This window comes from Thermostichus sp. MS-CIW-37 (assembly GCF_054060065.1).
The window spans coordinates 1-17,107 of the sequence record NZ_JBSSCV010000042.1 but is presented as its reverse complement, the minus strand read 5'-3'; the positions used below and the strand labels follow the sequence as shown (position 1 = coordinate 17,107).

Annotated in this window: 21 protein-coding genes and 2 tRNA genes; 9 read left to right on the top strand and 14 right to left on the bottom strand. The window is 59.1% G+C overall.

The window, feature by feature from the left end; translation table 11 throughout:
- Positions 1 to 17: 17 nt before the first annotated feature.
- The 5 genes from ACVWYZ_RS13505 to ACVWYZ_RS13485 all read right to left on the bottom strand — a co-directional run bounded on the left by ACVWYZ_RS13505 (position 18) and on the right by ACVWYZ_RS13485 (position 3,341).
- Positions 18 to 98: transfer RNA gene (locus tag ACVWYZ_RS13505), tRNA-Leu, on the bottom strand.
- A gap of 83 nt (positions 99 to 181) precedes the next feature.
- Positions 182 to 1,072: a M23 family metallopeptidase gene (locus ACVWYZ_RS13500; protein ID WP_457467346.1), complete on the bottom strand. Its 891-nt coding sequence runs from the start codon at positions 1,070 to 1,072 to the stop codon at positions 182 to 184.
- A gap of 56 nt (positions 1,073 to 1,128) precedes the next feature.
- Positions 1,129 to 1,962: a biotin--[acetyl-CoA-carboxylase] ligase gene (locus tag ACVWYZ_RS13495; protein WP_457395568.1), complete on the bottom strand. Its 834-nt coding sequence runs from the start codon at positions 1,960 to 1,962 to the stop codon at positions 1,129 to 1,131.
- 12 nt (positions 1,963 to 1,974) lie between these two features.
- A complete protein-coding gene (locus ACVWYZ_RS13490) occupies positions 1,975 to 2,607 on the bottom strand; it encodes a DUF3318 domain-containing protein (protein ID WP_457404184.1) in 633 nt (210 codons plus the stop codon).
- Between the two features lie 14 nt (positions 2,608 to 2,621).
- Complete coding sequence (locus ACVWYZ_RS13485) at positions 2,622 to 3,341, bottom strand: pyridoxine 5'-phosphate synthase (protein ID WP_457467345.1); 720 nt, start codon at positions 3,339 to 3,341, stop codon at positions 2,622 to 2,624.
- A gap of 172 nt (positions 3,342 to 3,513) precedes the next feature.
- Between ACVWYZ_RS13485 and ACVWYZ_RS13480 the strand changes: the two genes are divergently transcribed.
- Positions 3,514 to 4,560, top strand: a complete 1,047-nt coding sequence (locus tag ACVWYZ_RS13480) for an ATPase, T2SS/T4P/T4SS family (protein WP_457467344.1) — start codon at positions 3,514 to 3,516, stop codon at positions 4,558 to 4,560.
- Between the two features lie 31 nt (positions 4,561 to 4,591).
- Here ACVWYZ_RS13480 and ACVWYZ_RS13475 read toward each other — a convergent pair whose 3' ends face one another.
- The gene (locus ACVWYZ_RS13475) at positions 4,592 to 4,948 is read right to left on the bottom strand and encodes a YbgF trimerization domain-containing protein (RefSeq protein WP_457467343.1); all 357 of its coding nucleotides are present in this window, start codon (positions 4,946 to 4,948) and stop codon (positions 4,592 to 4,594) included.
- A 161-nt stretch (positions 4,949 to 5,109) separates the two neighbouring features.
- On the opposite strand from ACVWYZ_RS13475, the gene lepB reads away from it, so the two are divergent.
- Entirely contained in the window at positions 5,110 to 5,796 is a 687-nt protein-coding gene (gene lepB / locus ACVWYZ_RS13470) for a signal peptidase I (protein WP_414409396.1), read from the top strand.
- 28 nt (positions 5,797 to 5,824) lie between these two features.
- On the opposite strand, the gene sds is transcribed toward lepB, so the two are convergent.
- The gene (gene sds, locus ACVWYZ_RS13465; protein ID WP_041436149.1) at positions 5,825 to 6,796 is read right to left on the bottom strand and encodes a solanesyl diphosphate synthase; all 972 of its coding nucleotides are present in this window, start codon (positions 6,794 to 6,796) and stop codon (positions 5,825 to 5,827) included.
- A gap of 114 nt (positions 6,797 to 6,910) precedes the next feature.
- Between sds and ACVWYZ_RS13460 the strand changes: the two genes are divergently transcribed.
- Complete coding sequence (locus ACVWYZ_RS13460) at positions 6,911 to 7,306, top strand: metal-sensing transcriptional repressor (protein WP_457467342.1); 396 nt, start codon at positions 6,911 to 6,913, stop codon at positions 7,304 to 7,306.
- 233 nt (positions 7,307 to 7,539) lie between these two features.
- On the opposite strand, the gene ACVWYZ_RS13455 is transcribed toward ACVWYZ_RS13460, so the two are convergent.
- On the bottom strand, positions 7,540 to 7,986 hold the full coding sequence (locus ACVWYZ_RS13455) for a TerB family tellurite resistance protein (RefSeq protein ID WP_011432104.1): 447 nt from the start codon (positions 7,984 to 7,986) through the stop codon (positions 7,540 to 7,542).
- A gap of 262 nt (positions 7,987 to 8,248) precedes the next feature.
- Here ACVWYZ_RS13455 and rpsP point away from each other — a divergent pair, with 262 nt between their 5' ends.
- The 5 genes from rpsP to cysQ all read left to right on the top strand — a co-directional run bounded on the left by rpsP (position 8,249) and on the right by cysQ (position 11,817).
- Positions 8,249 to 8,725, top strand: coding sequence for a 30S ribosomal protein S16 (rpsP, locus tag ACVWYZ_RS13450; protein WP_457467341.1), 477 nt, complete (start codon positions 8,249 to 8,251; stop codon positions 8,723 to 8,725).
- A gap of 64 nt (positions 8,726 to 8,789) precedes the next feature.
- Positions 8,790 to 9,050, top strand: coding sequence for a KH domain-containing protein (locus tag ACVWYZ_RS13445; protein WP_414375315.1), 261 nt, complete (start codon positions 8,790 to 8,792; stop codon positions 9,048 to 9,050).
- A complete protein-coding gene (locus ACVWYZ_RS13440; RefSeq protein WP_457467340.1) occupies positions 9,047 to 10,150 on the top strand; it encodes a Get3/ArsA fold putative tail anchor-mediating ATPase NosAFP in 1,104 nt (367 codons plus the stop codon). The genes ACVWYZ_RS13445 and ACVWYZ_RS13440 overlap by 4 nt, the downstream gene beginning before the upstream one ends.
- A 61-nt stretch (positions 10,151 to 10,211) precedes the next feature.
- A complete protein-coding gene (gene hisF / locus ACVWYZ_RS13435; protein ID WP_414350345.1) occupies positions 10,212 to 10,973 on the top strand; it encodes an imidazole glycerol phosphate synthase subunit HisF in 762 nt (253 codons plus the stop codon).
- 16 nt (positions 10,974 to 10,989) lie between these two features.
- Complete coding sequence (gene cysQ, locus ACVWYZ_RS13430) at positions 10,990 to 11,817, top strand: 3'(2'),5'-bisphosphate nucleotidase CysQ (RefSeq protein ID WP_414350347.1); 828 nt, start codon at positions 10,990 to 10,992, stop codon at positions 11,815 to 11,817.
- Positions 11,818 to 11,829: 12 nt separating this feature from the next.
- Here cysQ and ACVWYZ_RS13425 read toward each other — a convergent pair whose 3' ends face one another.
- Both ACVWYZ_RS13425 and ACVWYZ_RS13420 read right to left on the bottom strand, forming a co-directional pair.
- Entirely contained in the window at positions 11,830 to 12,294 is a 465-nt protein-coding gene (locus ACVWYZ_RS13425) for a pentapeptide repeat-containing protein (protein WP_011432098.1), read from the bottom strand.
- 249 nt (positions 12,295 to 12,543) lie between these two features.
- Entirely contained in the window at positions 12,544 to 13,311 is a 768-nt protein-coding gene (locus ACVWYZ_RS13420; protein WP_414358372.1) for a PspA/IM30 family protein, read from the bottom strand.
- A gap of 285 nt (positions 13,312 to 13,596) precedes the next feature.
- On the opposite strand from ACVWYZ_RS13420, the gene ACVWYZ_RS13415 reads away from it, so the two are divergent.
- Positions 13,597 to 14,538, top strand: coding sequence for a phosphoribulokinase (locus ACVWYZ_RS13415; RefSeq protein WP_457467339.1), 942 nt, complete (start codon positions 13,597 to 13,599; stop codon positions 14,536 to 14,538).
- A 110-nt stretch (positions 14,539 to 14,648) separates the two neighbouring features.
- Here ACVWYZ_RS13415 and ACVWYZ_RS13410 read toward each other — a convergent pair.
- The 4 genes from ACVWYZ_RS13410 to ACVWYZ_RS13395 form a co-directional block, all read right to left on the bottom strand.
- Positions 14,649 to 14,720 (bottom strand) — tRNA-Val (locus ACVWYZ_RS13410).
- Positions 14,721 to 14,835: 115 nt separating this feature from the next.
- Positions 14,836 to 15,150: an antibiotic biosynthesis monooxygenase family protein gene (locus ACVWYZ_RS13405; RefSeq protein ID WP_457395580.1), complete on the bottom strand. Its 315-nt coding sequence runs from the start codon at positions 15,148 to 15,150 to the stop codon at positions 14,836 to 14,838.
- Between the two features lie 3 nt (positions 15,151 to 15,153).
- The gene (locus tag ACVWYZ_RS13400; protein WP_011432094.1) at positions 15,154 to 15,900 is read right to left on the bottom strand and encodes a phosphoadenylyl-sulfate reductase; all 747 of its coding nucleotides are present in this window, start codon (positions 15,898 to 15,900) and stop codon (positions 15,154 to 15,156) included.
- A gap of 76 nt (positions 15,901 to 15,976) precedes the next feature.
- Complete coding sequence (locus ACVWYZ_RS13395) at positions 15,977 to 16,906, bottom strand: metallophosphoesterase family protein (RefSeq protein WP_414375311.1); 930 nt, start codon at positions 16,904 to 16,906, stop codon at positions 15,977 to 15,979.
- Positions 16,907 to 17,107: the final 201 nt, after the last annotated feature.

Sequence of the window (17,107 nt, the reverse complement as noted above, 5' to 3'; positions counted from 1 at the left end):
GAAGTAGGGGATTCTCATGCGGACGAAGGGACTTGAACCCTTACGCCTTGCGGCACTAGATCCTAAGTCTAGCGCGTCTGCCGTTCCGCCACGTCCGCAAAACCTGCATGACCCAACTGGTTACCTGCGCCAGCATTCCAGTTGGAGCCCGCCCACCTATGCTAACCCAAGCCGGCTCTGGCTAACCCGGCAGCTGGGCAACAGCAACCTTCAGATCATCTGTGGCGTCCAGAACCACCCAACCTTGCCCCACCGCCCGCTTCCACAGCTCAAAGTGGAGGTGCGGCCCAGTTACCGCTCCGGTCGCCCCCACATAGCCGATGACGGATCCCCGCTCTACCACTTCCCCCGGTGTTACAGCAACTTCGGACATGTGGCCATAGCGAGTGCGCCGACCGCCGGCATGCTCCAGCACAACGGTGATCCCTAGACCCCCCAGGGATCCCGAAGTGACCACCTTGCCGCTTAAAGAGGCCAAGATCGGCGTGCCCATGCTGGCCCCCAAATCCACCCCGGCATGAAACTCTGGCTCTCCGCGGATGGGGTGAATTCGCATGCCAAATCCAGAAGTGATCGGCACCGGGTGAGGTAAGGGATAGAGCAGTCGTTCTTCACCTACGGCCAGTTCAGGCAACGTCGGCGTTCCCGGTTCAGGAGCTTGGGGCTGGCTGGGATCCTCAATGCGAATCTCTTGGCCAGGGGCGAGGATGATGCGGCGACCGGAGCTGCGTTCCATCAGCACCACCGGCACCCCACTTTCAGGCTGAGCATGGGGAACCCGGTCATGGTTCTTCTGGGGCTCAATCACAATCTCACGGCCCATGACCGTCTCTGGGCGGGTTTCTGCCTCAAGGGTCGCAGGGCTGCCCTCTCCCAGGGGAATGGCTCCATCCAGCAGCAGGGCTGCCGCCCCAGGCGTGTCCAGGGCCGGTTCCACCACAGGCGGCGGGGGCAAAGGGGTTGGTTGGGTTTGGGCCAGCAGAGCAGTGGGATAAAACCAGAGCAGAGCCAGCCCCAGCTTCAGCCAAAAGCGCAGCCGCCGAGCTCGGGGGGAGAGAAGGCGCGCTGCCATAACCAAAAGCTTCATCACCGAGTTCAACACAGGCCACATAAAAAACACAAGAGAAATTACAGGCTATCGCCCGCCGGCATGTGATAGCTCAAGCGAACTTGGTCGGGTGTAAGCGTCAGAATGGATGGCTGCTGTTGCCAATGTCGCTCCCCCCGTGTTTGTACTCGCATCCTCCCATCCTCGGCAAGGCCCAAGATCGTGGGGCTTGTTTCCGGCCATTGAAATTGAATTTGTGGCCTAACCATCCAGGCTTCGTACTCTGAGCGAACGGGGGCAAATCCCCCTTGCAACCAGACGTGGAATCCCTGCTCCATCCCCTGCAGAACCCAGCCGGCAATCTCGGTGCGGTCGAGTGAGCGGTGCAGAGGGGATCCCAAAATTTGGGCTAAGGTGATTGCCCCAATGGGAACGGGGTTGTTGACATTCACCCCCACACCGGCCACCAACCCCAGCAGTTGCCCGCTCCCCCCAAAGCGGCTTTGCACCAGGATCCCCCCCAGCTTGAGCAGAGAATCCGGGCGCTGCTCGTCCACCACCACCAAATCGTTGGGCCATTTCAGCCGCAGCGGGATCCCAAGGTTTTGCCGTAAACGGCCCGCAATGCCCCAGCCCAAGGCCAGGGTCAGTTCCAGCAGCGAGTAATGCAAAGGCGGGGATCCCAGCCAAACGGACAGGTACAGCCCCCCCGGCTGCGAGTGCCACACTCGCCCATGTTGACCTTGCCCAGCCCGTTGGCGGGTGCTGACCAAAACTGTGCCCACTGGCAGCGGCTGTGGGAAGCGACGGCCCCAGTCCAAGAGCAGCCGATTGGTGGAATCGGTCACCGCTACCTGCAGGAGATAGCGGCCCCACCGGCCCGTTCGGGATCCCAGCCGCGAGGGGGAAAGCATCTCCGTCCGGGATCAGCTCAACACAATATCTTCCGCCGGACGCTGGGCCAGCCGCTTGAGGTTTTGGTAGCGCAACATGTCCAGCAGATCATTGCCCGAGCGCCCCTCCAGGCGGGCCTCCACATGCAGCGCCTGCCCCAGGGCCTCCACCGCCTGCAGCCGCGGGATCCCGCGCAACACCAGGCGATCCACCGCATAGGCGTCGGCAGCCAACAGACGGCGGTCATTGGTTTGGTCGCGGCGCAACTGCCAGAGGGCCAAGCCACTCAAACCCCCCGAAACGGTTGCCCCCACGGGATCCTGTTGTACGGCCTCGAAGATCAAGCTCAACCCCCCCAGAGCTGCTATGGCCAGGTAAAAGTCGATCTGCCGCGACACCGCCCGACTGTAGTAGCCCACCTTGTGCAGGAACAGCCCCGCCCGCTGCAGGGGGGTAAATTGCCGCCACTCATAAGGCTTGATGAACAGCCGCATCTGCCGTTCCCAGGGCATCTGCCGGCGGCCTTTGATCACCACCGTTTGCCGTTCTGAGGCGGGCAAGATCTTCACACTCTCCCGCATACTGGCCGGCAGCAGATCCAACAGGCGCTCGATTTCCGCCTGCTCCAGAACGTAGTTTTCGTAGCCGTAGTATTCCGAGTTCATGCCGGGCCTGCTCCTTAGCTTAATCCCATCGCCTGACGCATCTCTCGCACCGCCCGATCCAGCCCCACCAGCACCGCTCGACTGATAATGCTGTGGCCGATGTTCAGCTCCTCCATTCCCGGAATCCGCGCCACCGGGCCGACATTCCAGTAGGTGAGGCCATGTCCCGCATTCACCCGCAAGCCCAGTTGAAGGGCCTGTTGGCTGGCCTTTTCCAGGTGGTCAAGTTCCACCTGCCGCTGAGCTGCGGATGAGGCTTCTGCGTAGCGCCCCGTGTGGAGCTCCACCCAGCGGGCTCCCACTTGGGCAGCAGCAGCAACTTGGGTCGGATCCGGGTCGATAAACAAGCTGACGGGAATGCCGGATCCCTGCAGTTGGCCGACCACATCCCTGAGGCGCGACACCTGCCCCGCCACATCCAACCCACCTTCGGTGGTGATCTCCTCCCGCCGCTCGGGAACCAAAGTGACGTAGTCAGGCTTAATCTCCAGGGCAATCGCCACCATCTCCTCGGTGGCTGCCATCTCTAAGTTGAGGTGGGTGCGCACAGTTTGCCGCAACAGCCGCACATCCCGATCTTGAATGTGACGGCGATCCTCGCGCAAGTGCACTGTAATACCATCTGCCCCCGCCAGCTCGGCAATCACCGCTGCCGCTACCGGATCCGGCTCCACCGTGCGGCGTGCCTGTCGAATGGTGGCAATGTGGTCGATGTTAACTCCAAGACTTAACAAGGCTTGACTTCTTTGGGTGTAGAGGATCCTAGAATGCTCCTAGTATTACATTATTCAACTTGCGCCAGTCAGAGAGCCAGGATGCCATGGGCCTCAGGCCGCGAGGGTGTAGGCTTTACTCTATGATCGAGTAGCGACGTCTCGCCTGTGCGGGATCCACTCCGGGCTTGCCATGACAGATCCAGATGCCTCTCTGGCGGTGGGACAACACTCCCTTGTTGACCGGGCGCGGGTGCCGGCTCTAATTGCCCAGTACTTGCCGGTGGAAATCTGCATTTACTACCAAGTTGTTCCCTTGGCCCTGGATACCGACAGCCTTATCTTGGGCATGGTGGATCCCCAGGATTTGGCGGCGCTGGACTATATAAGCAAGATGCTGGCCTATTCCCAGATTTCCGTCCAGCCAATCCCTCTCACCGCTCAGCAGCAGCAGGATTTAATTGCCTACTACTTCAGCCATCCCCCCGACCCGGCAGAGGTGGAGCGGCTGCGCCTCCAGGCCCAAGCCAACCGGGTGACTCGGGAGGTTCCTGCTCCTGCGGCGGGGCCACCCACGCAGTTGAGGCCAACCCAGCCTCCGTCCGTCCCCGCCGACGAATCAGAAGAGACAGTGCAGCAGTTGCTCAACTCGATGCTGCGGCGGGCTTTGGATGAGAAAGCCGAGCAAATTTTCGTGGAACCTCAAGAGGGGCCTTCTTGTCGAGTGCGCTACCGCCAGCAGGGGATTTTGCGGGATCTGTTCAAAGATCTCTCCGAGTCCATACGAGCGAAGTTGATCACCGCCATGAAGCGGATGATGGCGCTGGATCCGGAGTTGATCGGGGAGCCGCAGCAGGCAGAGGTGGAGCGGATGTACCGGGGGGAGCCACTGGTGTTGCAGTTGCGCATCATACCGCAGCGCTCCAAAAGTGGCCAGACTGCCGCCTCTAGAGAAGGGGCCATCTTGAGCATCCTGCGAGGGGAAGCTCTCCAGAAATATCAACAAGGCCAGAATAACCTCCGCGTCTCTGAGACCCTAGCTTTGGCCCAACAGACCTATCAACTGCTGCAACAATTGCAAAGTGCTCTCAGCAACACAGTTGACAAGCTTAAGCAGTACCCCAGTCCGCCGCGGAGCGACTGGCCCCTGATGACGGAGGTGTTGGCAGCTATTCAAGCCCAAGCCCAGATGATCGCCATCCACCAGCAGGACTGGGAAAAACTCAATTCCGGCAGTTGACCCCCCAAAACCAGCCCCGAGCAACATCCCTTCAACGGGATCCCTCCCGCAGCAGCACCAAAATCACTCCGGCAATGATGCTGATGGTGGCACCGGCAATCAGGCTGGTGGCTAGACGTTCCAGCCGTTCCCCGATGGTTTGTGAGGTGTCGAACTTAAAAGTGAGCTTTTCGACATCACCTGAGAGCTTTTCAACCCGCTCTGAGAGCTTTTCGACATCACTGGCAAGCTTTTCGACATCGCCCGAGAGTTTTTCGCTATCCCCTGAGAGCCGATCGATCCGCCTCAAAACTTCCTCTTGTTGTTGGGTGAGGCGAGCTATCGCTTGGCTGTTGGCCTCGACCAGGCGCTCGACCCGCTCTAGGCGCTCTTCCGTTGAAATCGTCATGGAGGCTGACAGTCGCGAGTACGGTACACCAGGATACCCATCCTATGCTATTGCCGGCTATTCGTCTCTCCGGCAGGGGTTTAATGGGAGGGCATCCCATTCTGCTGGCCTGGATGGGGTGCGATAATCTTGAGATCGTGAAGTCTTGTCCGTTAGCTTCCATGCCGTCAAAAGATCCAACTTCTCTGCCCAAGCCCCAGTCGCCATCGGGGGCAACCCCTGCCAGCTCGGGATCCCGCAGCTGGTGGCAGGCGCAACGGGAAAACCTTCTGACGGTGGTGCTGGCTCTGTTGCTGGCCTTCGGCATTCGCACCTTTGTGGCAGAGGCGCGTTGGATCCCCTCCGATTCGATGCTGCCCACTCTGGAAGAAGGGGATCGGCTGGTGGTGGAAAAGGTCAGCTACCGCTTTGGTTCGCCCAGACGAGGCGATATTATTGTTTTCAACCCTCCCGCCAAACTGAACTTCGACGGGGCCTACATCAAGCGGGTGATCGGCCTGCCGGGAGATCGCATTCGCATCGCCAACGGTGAGGTCATCATCAACGGGATCCCGCTGCGGGAAGACTACATCTATGCCCCCCCCGACTATTCTTGCCCTGGCGAGCGCTGTCCTGGAGTTCCCAATCAGGGATCCGAATTCGTGGTTCCTCCCCGCTCCTATTTTGTGATGGGGGATAACCGCAACGACAGCCAAGACTCCCATGTGTGGGGTTTCTTGCCGGAAGAAAACATCATCGGCAACACCATTTTTCGCTTTTGGCCCCCAAATCGCCTACACTTTTTCGCCCCGCCAGAATATCCTGAGCTTCTTCCAGAGGCCCAAGTGTTGGGCAACACAGCCCGGTAGAAAGCCAGCTTGACCCTGTCGGGACTGCTCAGTGCAGCCGCTCCAGCACATAGTCCACCATCTGAAACAAAGCACGACGCGCCGCAGAGTCCGGCAGGCTATACAGCGCTTCGGCAGCCCGCTGGGCGTAGTCGCGGGCCAACTGACGAGAGCGTGGGATCCCTTCGCTTTGATACACCCACTCTAGGGCCTGCTTCAGGTCTTGCGGGTTGGACAGTTCCCTGAGAATGAGCTCTCGCATCTGGGGAAATTCCTCTAGGGCAAACAGAACGGGTGCAGTGAGGTTGCCCTGGATGAGGTCGGATCCCACAGGCTTGCCAAGCGTCTCTGCCGAAGCGGTGAAATCCAGCAGATCGTCGACAATCTGAAAAGCAATGCCCAGATCCCGCCCAAAATCGAACAGGCGATCCGCCACTTCCTCGCTAACCCCGCTCAGCAGGCCAGCAGCCTTGGAACTGCCGGACATGAGGGAGGCCGTTTTGTAGAAGCTCTTGGCCAGGTAGTCTTCCATCGACACATCGGGGTCGAAGCGGGTGAGGCTCTGGCGCACCTCCCCTTCTGGCAAGTCCATGATGACCTTGGAAAGGAGCTTCACTACCTCCAGGTTGTCCAGATTGGCCAAATACCAGGCAGCTTGACCGAAAAGGTAATCCCCCGCCAGCACGGCTATCCGATTGTCGAAGAGGGTGTTCACCGTATCGATGCCCCGTCGCACGTCGGCAGCGTCGATGACATCGTCGTGAACCAAGCTGGCCGTGTGGATCATCTCAGTAATCTCTGCCAAGCGCCAATGACGGGGAGTGATCTCTCCATCTGGAGTGGTGGCGCGGGCGATGAGGAGCACAATGGCTGGCCGGATCCCTTTCCCTCCCGCCGAAAACAGATGTTCGGCAGCCATGGCCAGGATGGGGTGCTTGGCACTGACCAACCGCGTTAGGTTCTGGCGTAAACGCTCCAGATCCGCTTCTACAGGGCCAAAGGGGGAGAGCACAGAGGTCATGGAGCCAAAGTATGAGAGGTTTTACAAAATTTCACATCTTTTCCTATTGTAGAGTACCCCATCGTTTCCGGGGAAAACCAGGCAGTATCATGCAAGCAGTCTTTTGCCCTTCTCATGTCGGATCCCGTTCCCCCACTTCGATCTCATTCCGTTCCACCGCTCCCTTCAGAACCCGATTGGGAGGAGGAGTGGGAGCTGGCGCTGGAAAAGCCGCCGCTGTCTGGGCGGGCCCAGCCTCACCATCATGATCCCCAGTCTCGGCGCAAGTTGATCAACCGCTTGGCTCGCATCGAAGGGCATGTGCACGGGATCCGCTCCATGATCGAGCAGGATCAGCCTTGTCCAGATGTGCTGCTGCAAATTGCCGCCGTCAAGGGAGCGCTGGATCGGGTGGCGCGGCTGATTTTGGACGATCACATTCGCCACTGCATCCGCCATGCCATCGAGACCGGCAATATCGAGGTGGAGCTGGAAGAGTTGCAGCGGGCTCTGGATCGTTTTATCGGCTAGGTTTTGATGGTCATTTTGATTTAAACTAGGACACTGCACTCACACCTAAAACATTGGATGCACCAGTCTAGAAGGCTTTCTCAGTAGCCCAGGTGTATCACCCTAACCTGAAACGACCATATGATCTGACTCAATCTAGAAACCCCCCCTAGCTTGGTTCAAGGAAACACCAAGCCGGAGTGTTGATGCAGTGGCCAAGGCGGGTTGTCGTTATGCTACCCGCTACCCCAATGTCATTCAGAAGGTTGGGGGGAGGGCTGGGCATAGCGCTCCAGCAGGGATGCGCTTTTCAGTTGCCACTGCAGTCCCATGAAGGCCCAGTCGATAAACTCGTTGATCTCCTCAGCGCTGAACTGCATGGCTTTGCCGATCTGGAAAATAAGCTCCTCTTCCTTTTCCACCAACTGGCTGTTCACCACCGCCATCGCCGCCAGATCCCGCAGGATCAAGGCCCCCGCCGCGTTGCGCATGGGCGGGATCCCACTGATATCCAAAGGCGCACCTGTTTCATCGGCCAGATAGGTTTGGGCCAGTGGCGCTTCGATGCCTACCCCTTCTGCAATTTGCATAAAAAAAGAGGTTTCTTCTTCGTCCAACTGGCCATCCACTCGGGCCACCGCGATCAGGGCCTTGAGGTAGAGCTGGCGCTGCTCGTCTGTCAAATCGGCGTAGTTGATCATGGGAGTTGCTGCTGAGTGTAGGGTTTTCTCTTCAACTCTGCCATGAAGGTTGCCTTCCAAACCGGGGTCGGACATTTTCCAGTCAAGTTCCAGTCAAGCAGAAAATCGCTTAAAATAAAAAGCCTGTGTCTACCGGCCAAACGCTAAAGGCTCGGAGCGAGGCTCTGGAGCTTCAGCAGGCTTGGCGGGTCTAGGCGAACTCTTTTTTGGATTTTTTGGATCTTTACAGCTTGCGGAGCGTCCCCCAAGGAGTGGATACCCCATGGTCAAATTGCGGCTCAAGCGCTACGGAAAAAAGCGGCAACCCAGCTATCGCATCATCGCCATTGAAAGTAAAAGCCGCCGTGAAGCCCGTCCGCTAGAGGAACTGGGTTACTATAACCCGCGCACCAAGGAGACGGTCTTGGAAACGGCGGGCTTGCTGAAGTGGTTGCGTTGTGGCGCTCAGCCCACAGAGACCGTGGACAGTCTCCTCAAAAAGGCCGGCATCTACGAGATGTTGAAAGCAGGGGAAGGGGGAGTGGTGGCCTCGATTCGCATTCCGGCCATCGCCAAGCCTGAAGCTGGGATCCCTGAGGCGGCAGAAGAGACTGCTGCAACAGAGTCCGTGGCCGAAGCTGAAGTCGCCGATGTTCCCGAATCGGAATTGAGCGAAGCTGCCACCGAGACAGCAGCAGAATTAAGCCCTCCGGAAGCTGAAGTTGAAAAGCCTCAGCTTGAGGAAGCGGTTGAGACCTAGGGTCGGCTGCGCTTTCGGCTAAGCTTGGCTTGGCCAGTTGTTCCCTCCTGTCGTCTAGCTCTCTATGCCAGACTACAAGGCTCTCGCCCATCTTTTGATCGAACCGTTGCTCAGCAGCGCCTCTCTTCAAACGGATGTGGAAACCACCTGTGGCGGGCGAAAGGTTTGGCTGCGACTGGCCTTTGACCCGAAGGATCGCGGGCGGGTGTTCGGGCGAGGCGGGCGTACCTTGCAGGCGATTCGACAGGTGATGATGGCTGCAGCTCAGTTGGCGGGCCAATCTCTGTACATCGACATCTACGGAGAAGCGGGAGAGCGGGAATGAGCCAAATTCTCACCTTTCTGGGCAAGGGGGGCACAGGTCGGAGCACCTTGGCCGTGGCGGCGGCTCGCGCGGCAGCCCAACAGGGGCGGCGGGTGCTGTTGGTGGGCCATCAGGCGGGGCCGGGGTTGGAAATGCTCTTGGGCGGGATCCCGCTTTCCGGCGAGCCGGTGACCATTGCTGCCAACTTGAGCGTGGTGCAGTTGCGGACAACCCAACTTTTGGAGCAAAACTGGACGGCAGCCAAAGAGCTGGAAGCCCGATACGTGCGCACTCCCTTTTTCCGGGAGATCTACGGCCAGGAATTGGGGGTGTTGCCGGGTATGGATCAGGCCCTGGCCCTGGAAGCTCTGCGCCGTTACGATGCCAGCGGCCAATACGACTGCATTCTCTACGATGGGCCAGGGGATCTGACCACCTTGCGGGCCTTTGGGATCCCGGAGGTGGCCAGTTGGTACTGGCGGCGAGCCTCCCAAGCTTTTTTGGGATCCGACTTGGCCAAAACCCTGCGACCCTTTGCCGAGCCGTTGCTGCGTTCGGTGAGCACTGTGGAGTTTTCCTCTCTGGAGGATCTGCCGGAGCGGTTGGGGGGCATGACTAACCTCTTGGAGCAGGGACGACAGGCCATTGCCGATCCGCGCCGTGTGCTGGCCCACCTGGTGACCACCCCAGACCCGATGGCCGTGCAAACCGCCCGTTACCTTTGGGGGAGCGCTCAGATGGTAGGGCTGACGGTGGGTGGCCTCTGGGTCACCCCTCTGGCTCCGGGGGAGGTCTCGGCTGCCGATTTTTTCCCGCTGACAGTACGGACACTCCCCCTGCGTCAGGGATCCGATTGGTCGGCTTTGGAAGCGGCAGTAGGAGGGATGTTCGCCGTGCCGGATGTGCCGCCGCCCGTGGCCATCGACGAGGGATCCCGTACAGTCAAGCTGTTTATTCCCGGCTTCAGCAAGGCCCAAATCGAGCTGAGCCAGTCGGGCCCGGAGCTGACCATCACCGCCGGGGATCAGCGGCGCAACTTGTTCTTGCCCCCCAGCTTGGCGGGTCGGCAGGTGACCGGGGCCAAGTTTCAAGAACCCTTCCTGGTCATCAGCTTCGGCTAAGACCATCCCCAGGTGTTCCCCTCTGTTCGCGTCAACGGGATGGAGTCCTCGGGAGAGAGCGATGTTGGCCAAACGGATCATTCCCTGTCTGGATGTGGCGGCGGGGCGCGTGGTGAAAGGGATCCAGTTTGTGCACTTGCGGGATGCCGGGGATCCGGTGGAGCTGGCCCAGGCTTATGATCAGGCGGGGGCCGATGAGCTGGTCTTTTTGGACATCACCGCCACCCACGAAGAGCGGGAGATTTTGTTGGAAGTGGTGCGGCGCACCGCAGAGCAGGTGTTCATTCCCCTCACGGTGGGAGGAGGGATCCGCGATCTGGAGGGGATCCGGCAACTGCTGCGGGCCGGGGCAGACAAGGTCAGCCTCAATTCGGCGGCGGTCAGGGATCCGGATTTGGTGACTCAAGCCAGCCGCTGGTTTGGATCCCAGTGCATTGTGGTGGCCATCGACGCTCGCGCCAAACCGCAGGGAGGGGGATGGGAAGTGTACGTGCGCGGGGGGAGGCAGCCGACGGGGCTAGACGCGGTGGAGTGGGCCAAAACCGTGGCCGAACGGGGGGCAGGGGAGATCTTGCTCACCAGCATGGACGCCGATGGCACTCAAGCAGGCTATGACCTGGAGCTAACCCGGCGGGTGGCCGAGGCGGTGTCGGTGCCGGTGATTGCCTCAGGAGGAGCAGGGGAGTGTGCTCATATCCGCCAAGCTCTGCAGGAGGGAGGGGCGGAAGCGGCTCTATTGGCCTCGCTGCTCCACTATGGCCGGCTGACGATTGCGCAGATCAAAGCCGACTTGGCCGCCCACGGCATTCCGGTGCGTTGCTAACTCTGCGAGGGATCCTATGCAAGCTCAGGATCTGGCCGCTCTCTTGCCCAAGGTAAGTCGGCTGGCGGAGGCGGCAGGACAGGCTATTTTGCCCATCTACAGACAGGAGCAGCTTCAGGTAAGGGCCAAGGCGGATGCCTCTCCCCTTACAGAGGCGGATCTGGCCTCCCACCACCTGATCCTGCAAGGCTTGCAAGACCTGACCCCAGGGATCCCGGTGCTCTCGGAAGAATCGGGCGGGATCCCTTACCCAGAGCGGCAACAGTGGGAGCGGTTTTGGCTGGTGGATCCCTTGGATGGCACCCGAGAGTTTATCGGGCGCAACGGCCAGTTTACGGTGAATATTGCTCTCATCGAGGAAGGGATCCCCATCCTGGGGGTCGTCCATGCCCCAGCTCTGGGCCTCACCTACGCGGCTGCGCAAAAGCTGGGGGCCTGCAAGAGGGAAAGGACTCCGTCCTGCGTTCACGAACAGCCCATCCGCACCTGCCCTTACGCCCAAGAACCCCTACAAGTGGTGGCCAGCCGTTCCCACAGCAACCCGGAGACGGAGCAGTTCCTCGAGCGGCTGCGGCAGCGCTGTGGCTCTCTGGAAGTGAAGTCTGTGGGCAGTGCCCTAAAGCTTTGCCTTGTGGCCGAAGGATCTGCCCATCTCTACCCTCGCTTCGGCCCCACCATGGAGTGGGATACTGCCGCTGCCCAGTGCATTGTGGAGCAGGCGGGGGGAAGGGTTACCGATCTGGCAGGGGATCCCTTGCGCTACAACAAGCCCGACCTGCACAACCCGCCCTTTGTAGCGGCTGCCGAAGGCATGGCCCAACTGTGGCAGAACCTGATCCCCTGAGCGAAGCCCCGGCTACATGCCCATCTCTGTGGGGTTAAAGCCATCCGGGAACTTGGTGTACTCGTCGTAAAGGGCACCGCGGAAATGGGTGTTGGTGATGATGGCTCCGCGCAGATCGGCCCCAATCCGCAGATCGGCTCGGTTCAGCTCGGCTTCGCTGAGGTCGGCCCTGAGCAATTTGGCCCGGTAGAGGTTGGCCCCCCGCAAATCTGCCTTCACCAACTTAGCCCCAATCAGGTTCACCCGTCGCAGCTTGGCTCCGCGCAGGTCGGCTCCCGAGAGATCCGCTCCCGACAAATCCGCCTCGCGCAAATCGGCCCCACTCAAGTCGGCATCCCGTAGGATAATGCCCTTCAAATTCGCGCCACTCAACTGCGCTCCGCTCAGGTTGGAGCCGGAAAAGTCCCGTTGGCCAGACGCATAAGCCTGCAACAGTTGCTTGGCATCCAAGAGAGGCTTGATACTTGCTGTTGTCATCGCTGTTTGTTCTCTCACAAAACCGTAGGCAAACTAACCTCAGCCCTGCCGGAAGCAGGCTGTGACCCTTTCGCAGGTTGATTACCCTCTGGGGATCCCTGCCACTCGAGGTGGAACGCTTTACTGACAGACTTTGCCCTGCTGGTCGGCAGAAGGGCTGTCAGAGTTCTTGTTGGTTAGCTTACCACCCCCCGGCCCAAACTCAGCCCGGCAAGCCTTGAGAGTCGGAGGAGAGCGACATTCCGCCTGTTAGAGCTGGTCAATCTCCTTGCGCAAATTTTCCAACTCCAGATCGACTTCGCTCTCACCTGCGGTGGAAGGTCGGCCTGAGGACTTCGCCTCCCCAGAGGGCAACTGACCCTGAATCGACGCCTTGAGCATCAGCAGCTCATGATCCACATCCGAGCCACCCGCCTCCAAAGCGGCAAACTGGTTTTCCAAATTGTCCACCGCCAGCTCTGCCACTGCCGCCGACTGAGCTTCCAGGGAGTTCACCTTCTCCTCCATACGCTCAAAAGCGGCAAAGGCGCTTGTGGCGTCCACCCGCCCGATGACCTGGTTGATTTGTTGAGAAGCTTTGGCCGCGCGGGCCCGGGCGATGAGCATGTCTTTTTTGGTCTTGGCCTCAGCGATCTTGCTCTCCAGCTTGGTCATGTTGGACTTCAGGATCTCCACCTGCTTAGTCTGCTCATCCAACTGCCGCTTCAGGCTTTGAGCAGTCTCGGCAAAAGTTTTCTTGCGCACCAGCGCTTCGCGAGCCAAGGCTTCGTTGTTGTTGCGCAGGGCCAACTCGGCGCGTCTTTGCCATTCGTCAACACTCTGCTGCGCTTGCTCGTACTGTCGCTCTATCCGCTTCTGGGCAGCAATGGCCTGGGCAACCGCTTGCCGCATCTGGTAGTGATCCTCAGACATGTCCTGAATGGTCTGGTTCAGGATTTTCTCCGGATCCTCGGCGCTGCTGACCAGCGCATTGATATTGGATCTAATGATTCGGCTGACCCGATCGAACAATCCCATCGGTTGCTTCCCCCTCTAGCGGTCTGACCTAATGCTACCCTTGCTGCTTTGATGCCTTCCAGTGCTCCTACTCCAGTATAGGGATCCATAGGGCTCCGCTGAAAAAAGCTGTAACGTTCTCTTGCCCCAATACCCTCCAGAGCCGATAATGCTTGCTTAACTTCGTTTGCTGACCGACAATCCCTGTTCTCTGATCGGGGCCATCCGCAGGTCGAAACGAAGTTGAGTTTGGCCGGTGTTGTTGGGAGTTCTCCGCCCCAGGTTCACGATTCAGGAGAGGGATCCGTGGCTCAGCGCCCGATTATTCTGGGTATTGTTGGCGATAGTGCTGCTGGGAAGACCACCCTTACCCGCGGCATTGCCCAAGTCTTGGGGGAAGAAAACGTTACTGTCATTTGCACCGACGACTACCACCGCTACGACCGCAAGCAACGCGCTGAACTGGGGATTACAGCCCTTCATCCCGACTGCAACTACCTGGATATCGTTCAGCAGCACCTGACGCTCCTGCGCACCGGCCAGCCGATCCTAAAGCCCGTCTATAACCACAGCACCGGCACCTTTGACCCTCCAGAGTACGTCAAGCCCAACAAATATGTCATCGTCGAAGGGCTGCTGGGCTACTTTACCCGTGGCATGCGGGATAGCTACGATGTCAAGGTTTATTTGGCTCCCCCAGAACATTTACGAGCCCTTTGGAAGATTAAGCGGGACACCCGCAAGCGCGGATATACCGAAGAGCAAGTGCGAGAAGAGCTCAAAAAGCGCGAACCCGACTCAGAGGCTTTTATTCGTCCACAGCGCCAATGGGCCGATGTAGTGGTCACCTTTTACCCGCCCCAAGAGGGATCCGACCAAGACGAGGTATTGCTGAATGCACGCTTGGTGCTGCGCCCCACCATTCCTCACCCAGATTTTTGGCAAATCCTCAATGCCCGCGACAATCACCTTAGCTCTGCCATTCGTTTGGATTTGGATCGGGATATGGGCAAGCCCGTCGATGTTTTGCAGATTGATGCCCATGCTACGGCCAGCCAAGTGATCGAATTGGAGCGGATGCTCTGCAACGAAGTCCCTTACCTGGGCAAGTTCTGTAGCTTAGAGGGAAACCCCAATATCGGCCAATTGATCGGCACCACCGGCGAGCTGCTCCAGAGCTATCCCCTGGCTTTGACTCAATTGCTGATCACCTACCACATGCTAAAAGCGGCCCATATCTACCAGTAGAATCCGTGGCGGTGAGGGATCCCCAGTTTCGCAAGACCTGCAGGGTAAGGCTCGGCCCAGCACGGTAACCCGCTCCCAGAGCAGAGTCTTGTGAGCTTCTGTCAAGGACATGGGCTGTGCTGGAATTGAACCAGCGGCTCCCACCGTGTCAAGGTGGTACTCTACCACTGAGTTAACAGCCCCTACGAGCGATGCTGCCGCGCATCTACCTGAAGGCCGGAAACAAATAATATCACATCTTAACCTGTCCCATTGGGGTCAACCTAGGTGGAGAGTGGACAGGTGCCCTATTTCAAATCAAAAAGGGGATCCGGTCAGCAACTGGTAGTGCAACACCTGGGGTGGGCGAGCAAAGTAGGGCCTGATGAGGGCACGCCAGCGGACAAAGTTTTCCGATTGGCGAAAGTTGACCAGATGGGCCTCTAGGGATCCCCACTGAACGAGCAGTAGGTATTGCTGAGGGTGCTCCAGACAGCGCTGCAGTTGGTGCCCTTGGTAGCCGTCGGTCTGCTGCAAATAGATGAAAGCTTGAGCGATGGCGGCTTCAAAGGCGGCTTCAGAGCCGGGGGTAATTTCAAACTGAGCCACCTCAAGGATGGAGGAAGCAGTCATGGGTTAGGTGTGGAGGCCACATTCGGTCTTGCTTGTGCCCTTCCAGCGTCCAGAGCGGGGATCCGCCCCTGGCTCAACAGGTGCAGTGCAGTGGAGGCAGCCGATACTGGGGTAGTGGCGATCGTGCAGGGGGTTGTAAGGGATCCCGTGGTCAAGGATGTATTTCCAAACTTGGCCATTTGTCCAGTCAGCCAGCGGGTTGAGTTTGAGGCGGTTGCGCTTGCCGTCCCACTGCACCTTGCCGATATCGGCGCGGGTGGGGGATTGTTCCCGACGCATCCCTGTAATCCAAGTGGTGCAACCGGCCAGAGCACGATTCAAGGGCTCCACCTTGCGGATGTTGCAGCAGAGGTCGGGGTTAGAGCGATACAGTTCTGGCCCGTATTGAGCTGCCTGCTCTTCCGGGGTAAGCAAGGGCTTGAAGATCTGCAGTTGCAAGTGGGGGTAGCGCGCCAACACCTGCTCCCGCAGTTGTAGGGTTTCCGGGAAGTGAAAATCGGTGTCCAGAAAAAAAGCGCGAACACGGGGGTTAATCGCCGTGAGCAGATCGATCAGCACTAGGTCTTCCGGGCCAAAGCTACAGGCCAGCACCAGCCCATCTCCAAATTCTTCAACCGCCCAGGTGAGCAGGTCGCTTGCCGACAAAGGCTCAAACCGTTCGCTCAGGGACGCCACTTGAGGTTGATACTGCTCCCGCAGCGCTTGAGCCGCCAGCTCCCAGCGGCTAGAAGGAGAAAGGCTTGCTGTCATAGGGGGAAGACACCGAACTCGACGATTTTTGCTTTTTTTAATCTACACTAATTCGGTCAAGCTTTAGGGGTTTTGATTACCAGGCGGCAGCGGGCAGAGGGAGAGAGCGGGATCCCTTGGCCCGGAGAGGGATTTGTCCCCAGCGATCCCGTCGGATCCCCATCACCAAGCCGTGCCAGAGGGGGCTGGGATCCAACTCCGGCAACTTAACCCAGTGGTAGCGCAACACCCCTCGTCGTGGGTTCACGTCCAGCTCAAACACCCGCAGAGCCGAAACCGGCCCTACCAGAGGAGGTGCCGTCAGGTAAGGGATCCCATCGCGGACATACACCTTCGGCACATGCAGATGCCCACTCAACACCGCCACCACTCGCCCGTGGCGAGCCAGGAGAGCGTGTAGTGCCGAGGCTGGTTCGCTGAGGAGCCGGTACTTGCGAAACAAAACCGCGTCCATTTGGGTGGGAGCAATGAAGGGCGGCTGATGGATCAGCAGGATCAGCCATTCTTCCGGCACCGTTTGCAGATGTTCGTCCAGCCAGTGCAGTTGGGAGGGGCGGAGCACGCCCTGAGGTAAAGGGAAGCGTCCTAAGCTGGCGTCGAGGGCAATCAAGCGGATCCCGGGCAGAGGGGAAAGGCTGTAATCGACGTAACCGGTGGGAGCCGGGGACAGGGGAAATTGGCTTTGGCACCAACGGATAAACTGATCCCGGTTGAAGCGTCCCTTTCTCCCTAGGGTGTCGATATCGTGGTTGCCCAGGCTGAGGTAATAGGGCACCCGCAGTTGGGCAACAATCTCCTGGAAAGATTGAAAGCTCTCCGGATCCGCTTGATCCACCAAATCTCCGGTAAACACCACGAAGTGCAGATCGGGCACCTGGTTGAGATGGGCAACGGCGGCTTCCAACTGGCGGCGGGGGGAATCGGACATCCACCAACAGCGGCACCCCGTCTCGGGCATCAGGTGGACATCTGAGACTTGAGCAAAGCAAATGCGTTGGGTTGCCATTGTTTAGGTACTTATTCACACCTCACGCCCGCATCATAGTCAATGATGGGCTGGGGGGCTATGGGATTCTCTTAACCTCAGCCGGATCTGGCGAGCACCTATTGGGAAGTAAACTACCCGACCCTGACTGCTTCGCAGTACAGGGCGGGCTTAAGGCCTCCGGCCCGCTGGCGCGAACGGTAGCCCTGCAGTTGGCAAGCC

Excerpts from the sequence above, each read along its gene's own strand:
- ACVWYZ_RS13500 (WP_457467346.1), bottom strand. The coding sequence starts at position 1,072 with ATGGCAGCGCGCCTTCTCTCCCCCCGAGCTCGGCGGCTGCGCTTTTGG.
- ACVWYZ_RS13495 (WP_457395568.1), bottom strand. The coding sequence starts at position 1,962 with ATGCTTTCCCCCTCGCGGCTGGGATCCCGAACGGGCCGGTGGGGCCGC.
- ACVWYZ_RS13490 (WP_457404184.1), bottom strand. The coding sequence starts at position 2,607 with ATGAACTCGGAATACTACGGCTACGAAAACTACGTTCTGGAGCAGGCG.
- ACVWYZ_RS13480 (WP_457467344.1), top strand. The coding sequence starts at position 3,514 with ATGACAGATCCAGATGCCTCTCTGGCGGTGGGACAACACTCCCTTGTT.
- ACVWYZ_RS13475 (WP_457467343.1), bottom strand. The coding sequence starts at position 4,948 with ATGACGATTTCAACGGAAGAGCGCCTAGAGCGGGTCGAGCGCCTGGTC.
- lepB (WP_414409396.1), top strand. The coding sequence starts at position 5,110 with ATGCCGTCAAAAGATCCAACTTCTCTGCCCAAGCCCCAGTCGCCATCG.
- sds (WP_041436149.1), bottom strand. The coding sequence starts at position 6,796 with ATGACCTCTGTGCTCTCCCCCTTTGGCCCTGTAGAAGCGGATCTGGAG.
- ACVWYZ_RS13460 (WP_457467342.1), top strand. The coding sequence starts at position 6,911 with ATGTCGGATCCCGTTCCCCCACTTCGATCTCATTCCGTTCCACCGCTC.
- ACVWYZ_RS13455 (WP_011432104.1), bottom strand. The coding sequence starts at position 7,986 with ATGATCAACTACGCCGATTTGACAGACGAGCAGCGCCAGCTCTACCTC.
- rpsP (WP_457467341.1), top strand. The coding sequence starts at position 8,249 with ATGGTCAAATTGCGGCTCAAGCGCTACGGAAAAAAGCGGCAACCCAGC.
- ACVWYZ_RS13445 (WP_414375315.1), top strand. The coding sequence starts at position 8,790 with ATGCCAGACTACAAGGCTCTCGCCCATCTTTTGATCGAACCGTTGCTC.
- ACVWYZ_RS13440 (WP_457467340.1), top strand. The coding sequence starts at position 9,047 with ATGAGCCAAATTCTCACCTTTCTGGGCAAGGGGGGCACAGGTCGGAGC.
- hisF (WP_414350345.1), top strand. The coding sequence starts at position 10,212 with ATGTTGGCCAAACGGATCATTCCCTGTCTGGATGTGGCGGCGGGGCGC.
- cysQ (WP_414350347.1), top strand. The coding sequence starts at position 10,990 with ATGCAAGCTCAGGATCTGGCCGCTCTCTTGCCCAAGGTAAGTCGGCTG.
- ACVWYZ_RS13425 (WP_011432098.1), bottom strand. The coding sequence starts at position 12,294 with ATGACAACAGCAAGTATCAAGCCTCTCTTGGATGCCAAGCAACTGTTG.
- ACVWYZ_RS13420 (WP_414358372.1), bottom strand. The coding sequence starts at position 13,311 with ATGGGATTGTTCGATCGGGTCAGCCGAATCATTAGATCCAATATCAAT.
- ACVWYZ_RS13405 (WP_457395580.1), bottom strand. The coding sequence starts at position 15,150 with ATGACTGCTTCCTCCATCCTTGAGGTGGCTCAGTTTGAAATTACCCCC.
- ACVWYZ_RS13400 (WP_011432094.1), bottom strand. The coding sequence starts at position 15,900 with ATGACAGCAAGCCTTTCTCCTTCTAGCCGCTGGGAGCTGGCGGCTCAA.
- ACVWYZ_RS13395 (WP_414375311.1), bottom strand. The coding sequence starts at position 16,906 with ATGGCAACCCAACGCATTTGCTTTGCTCAAGTCTCAGATGTCCACCTG.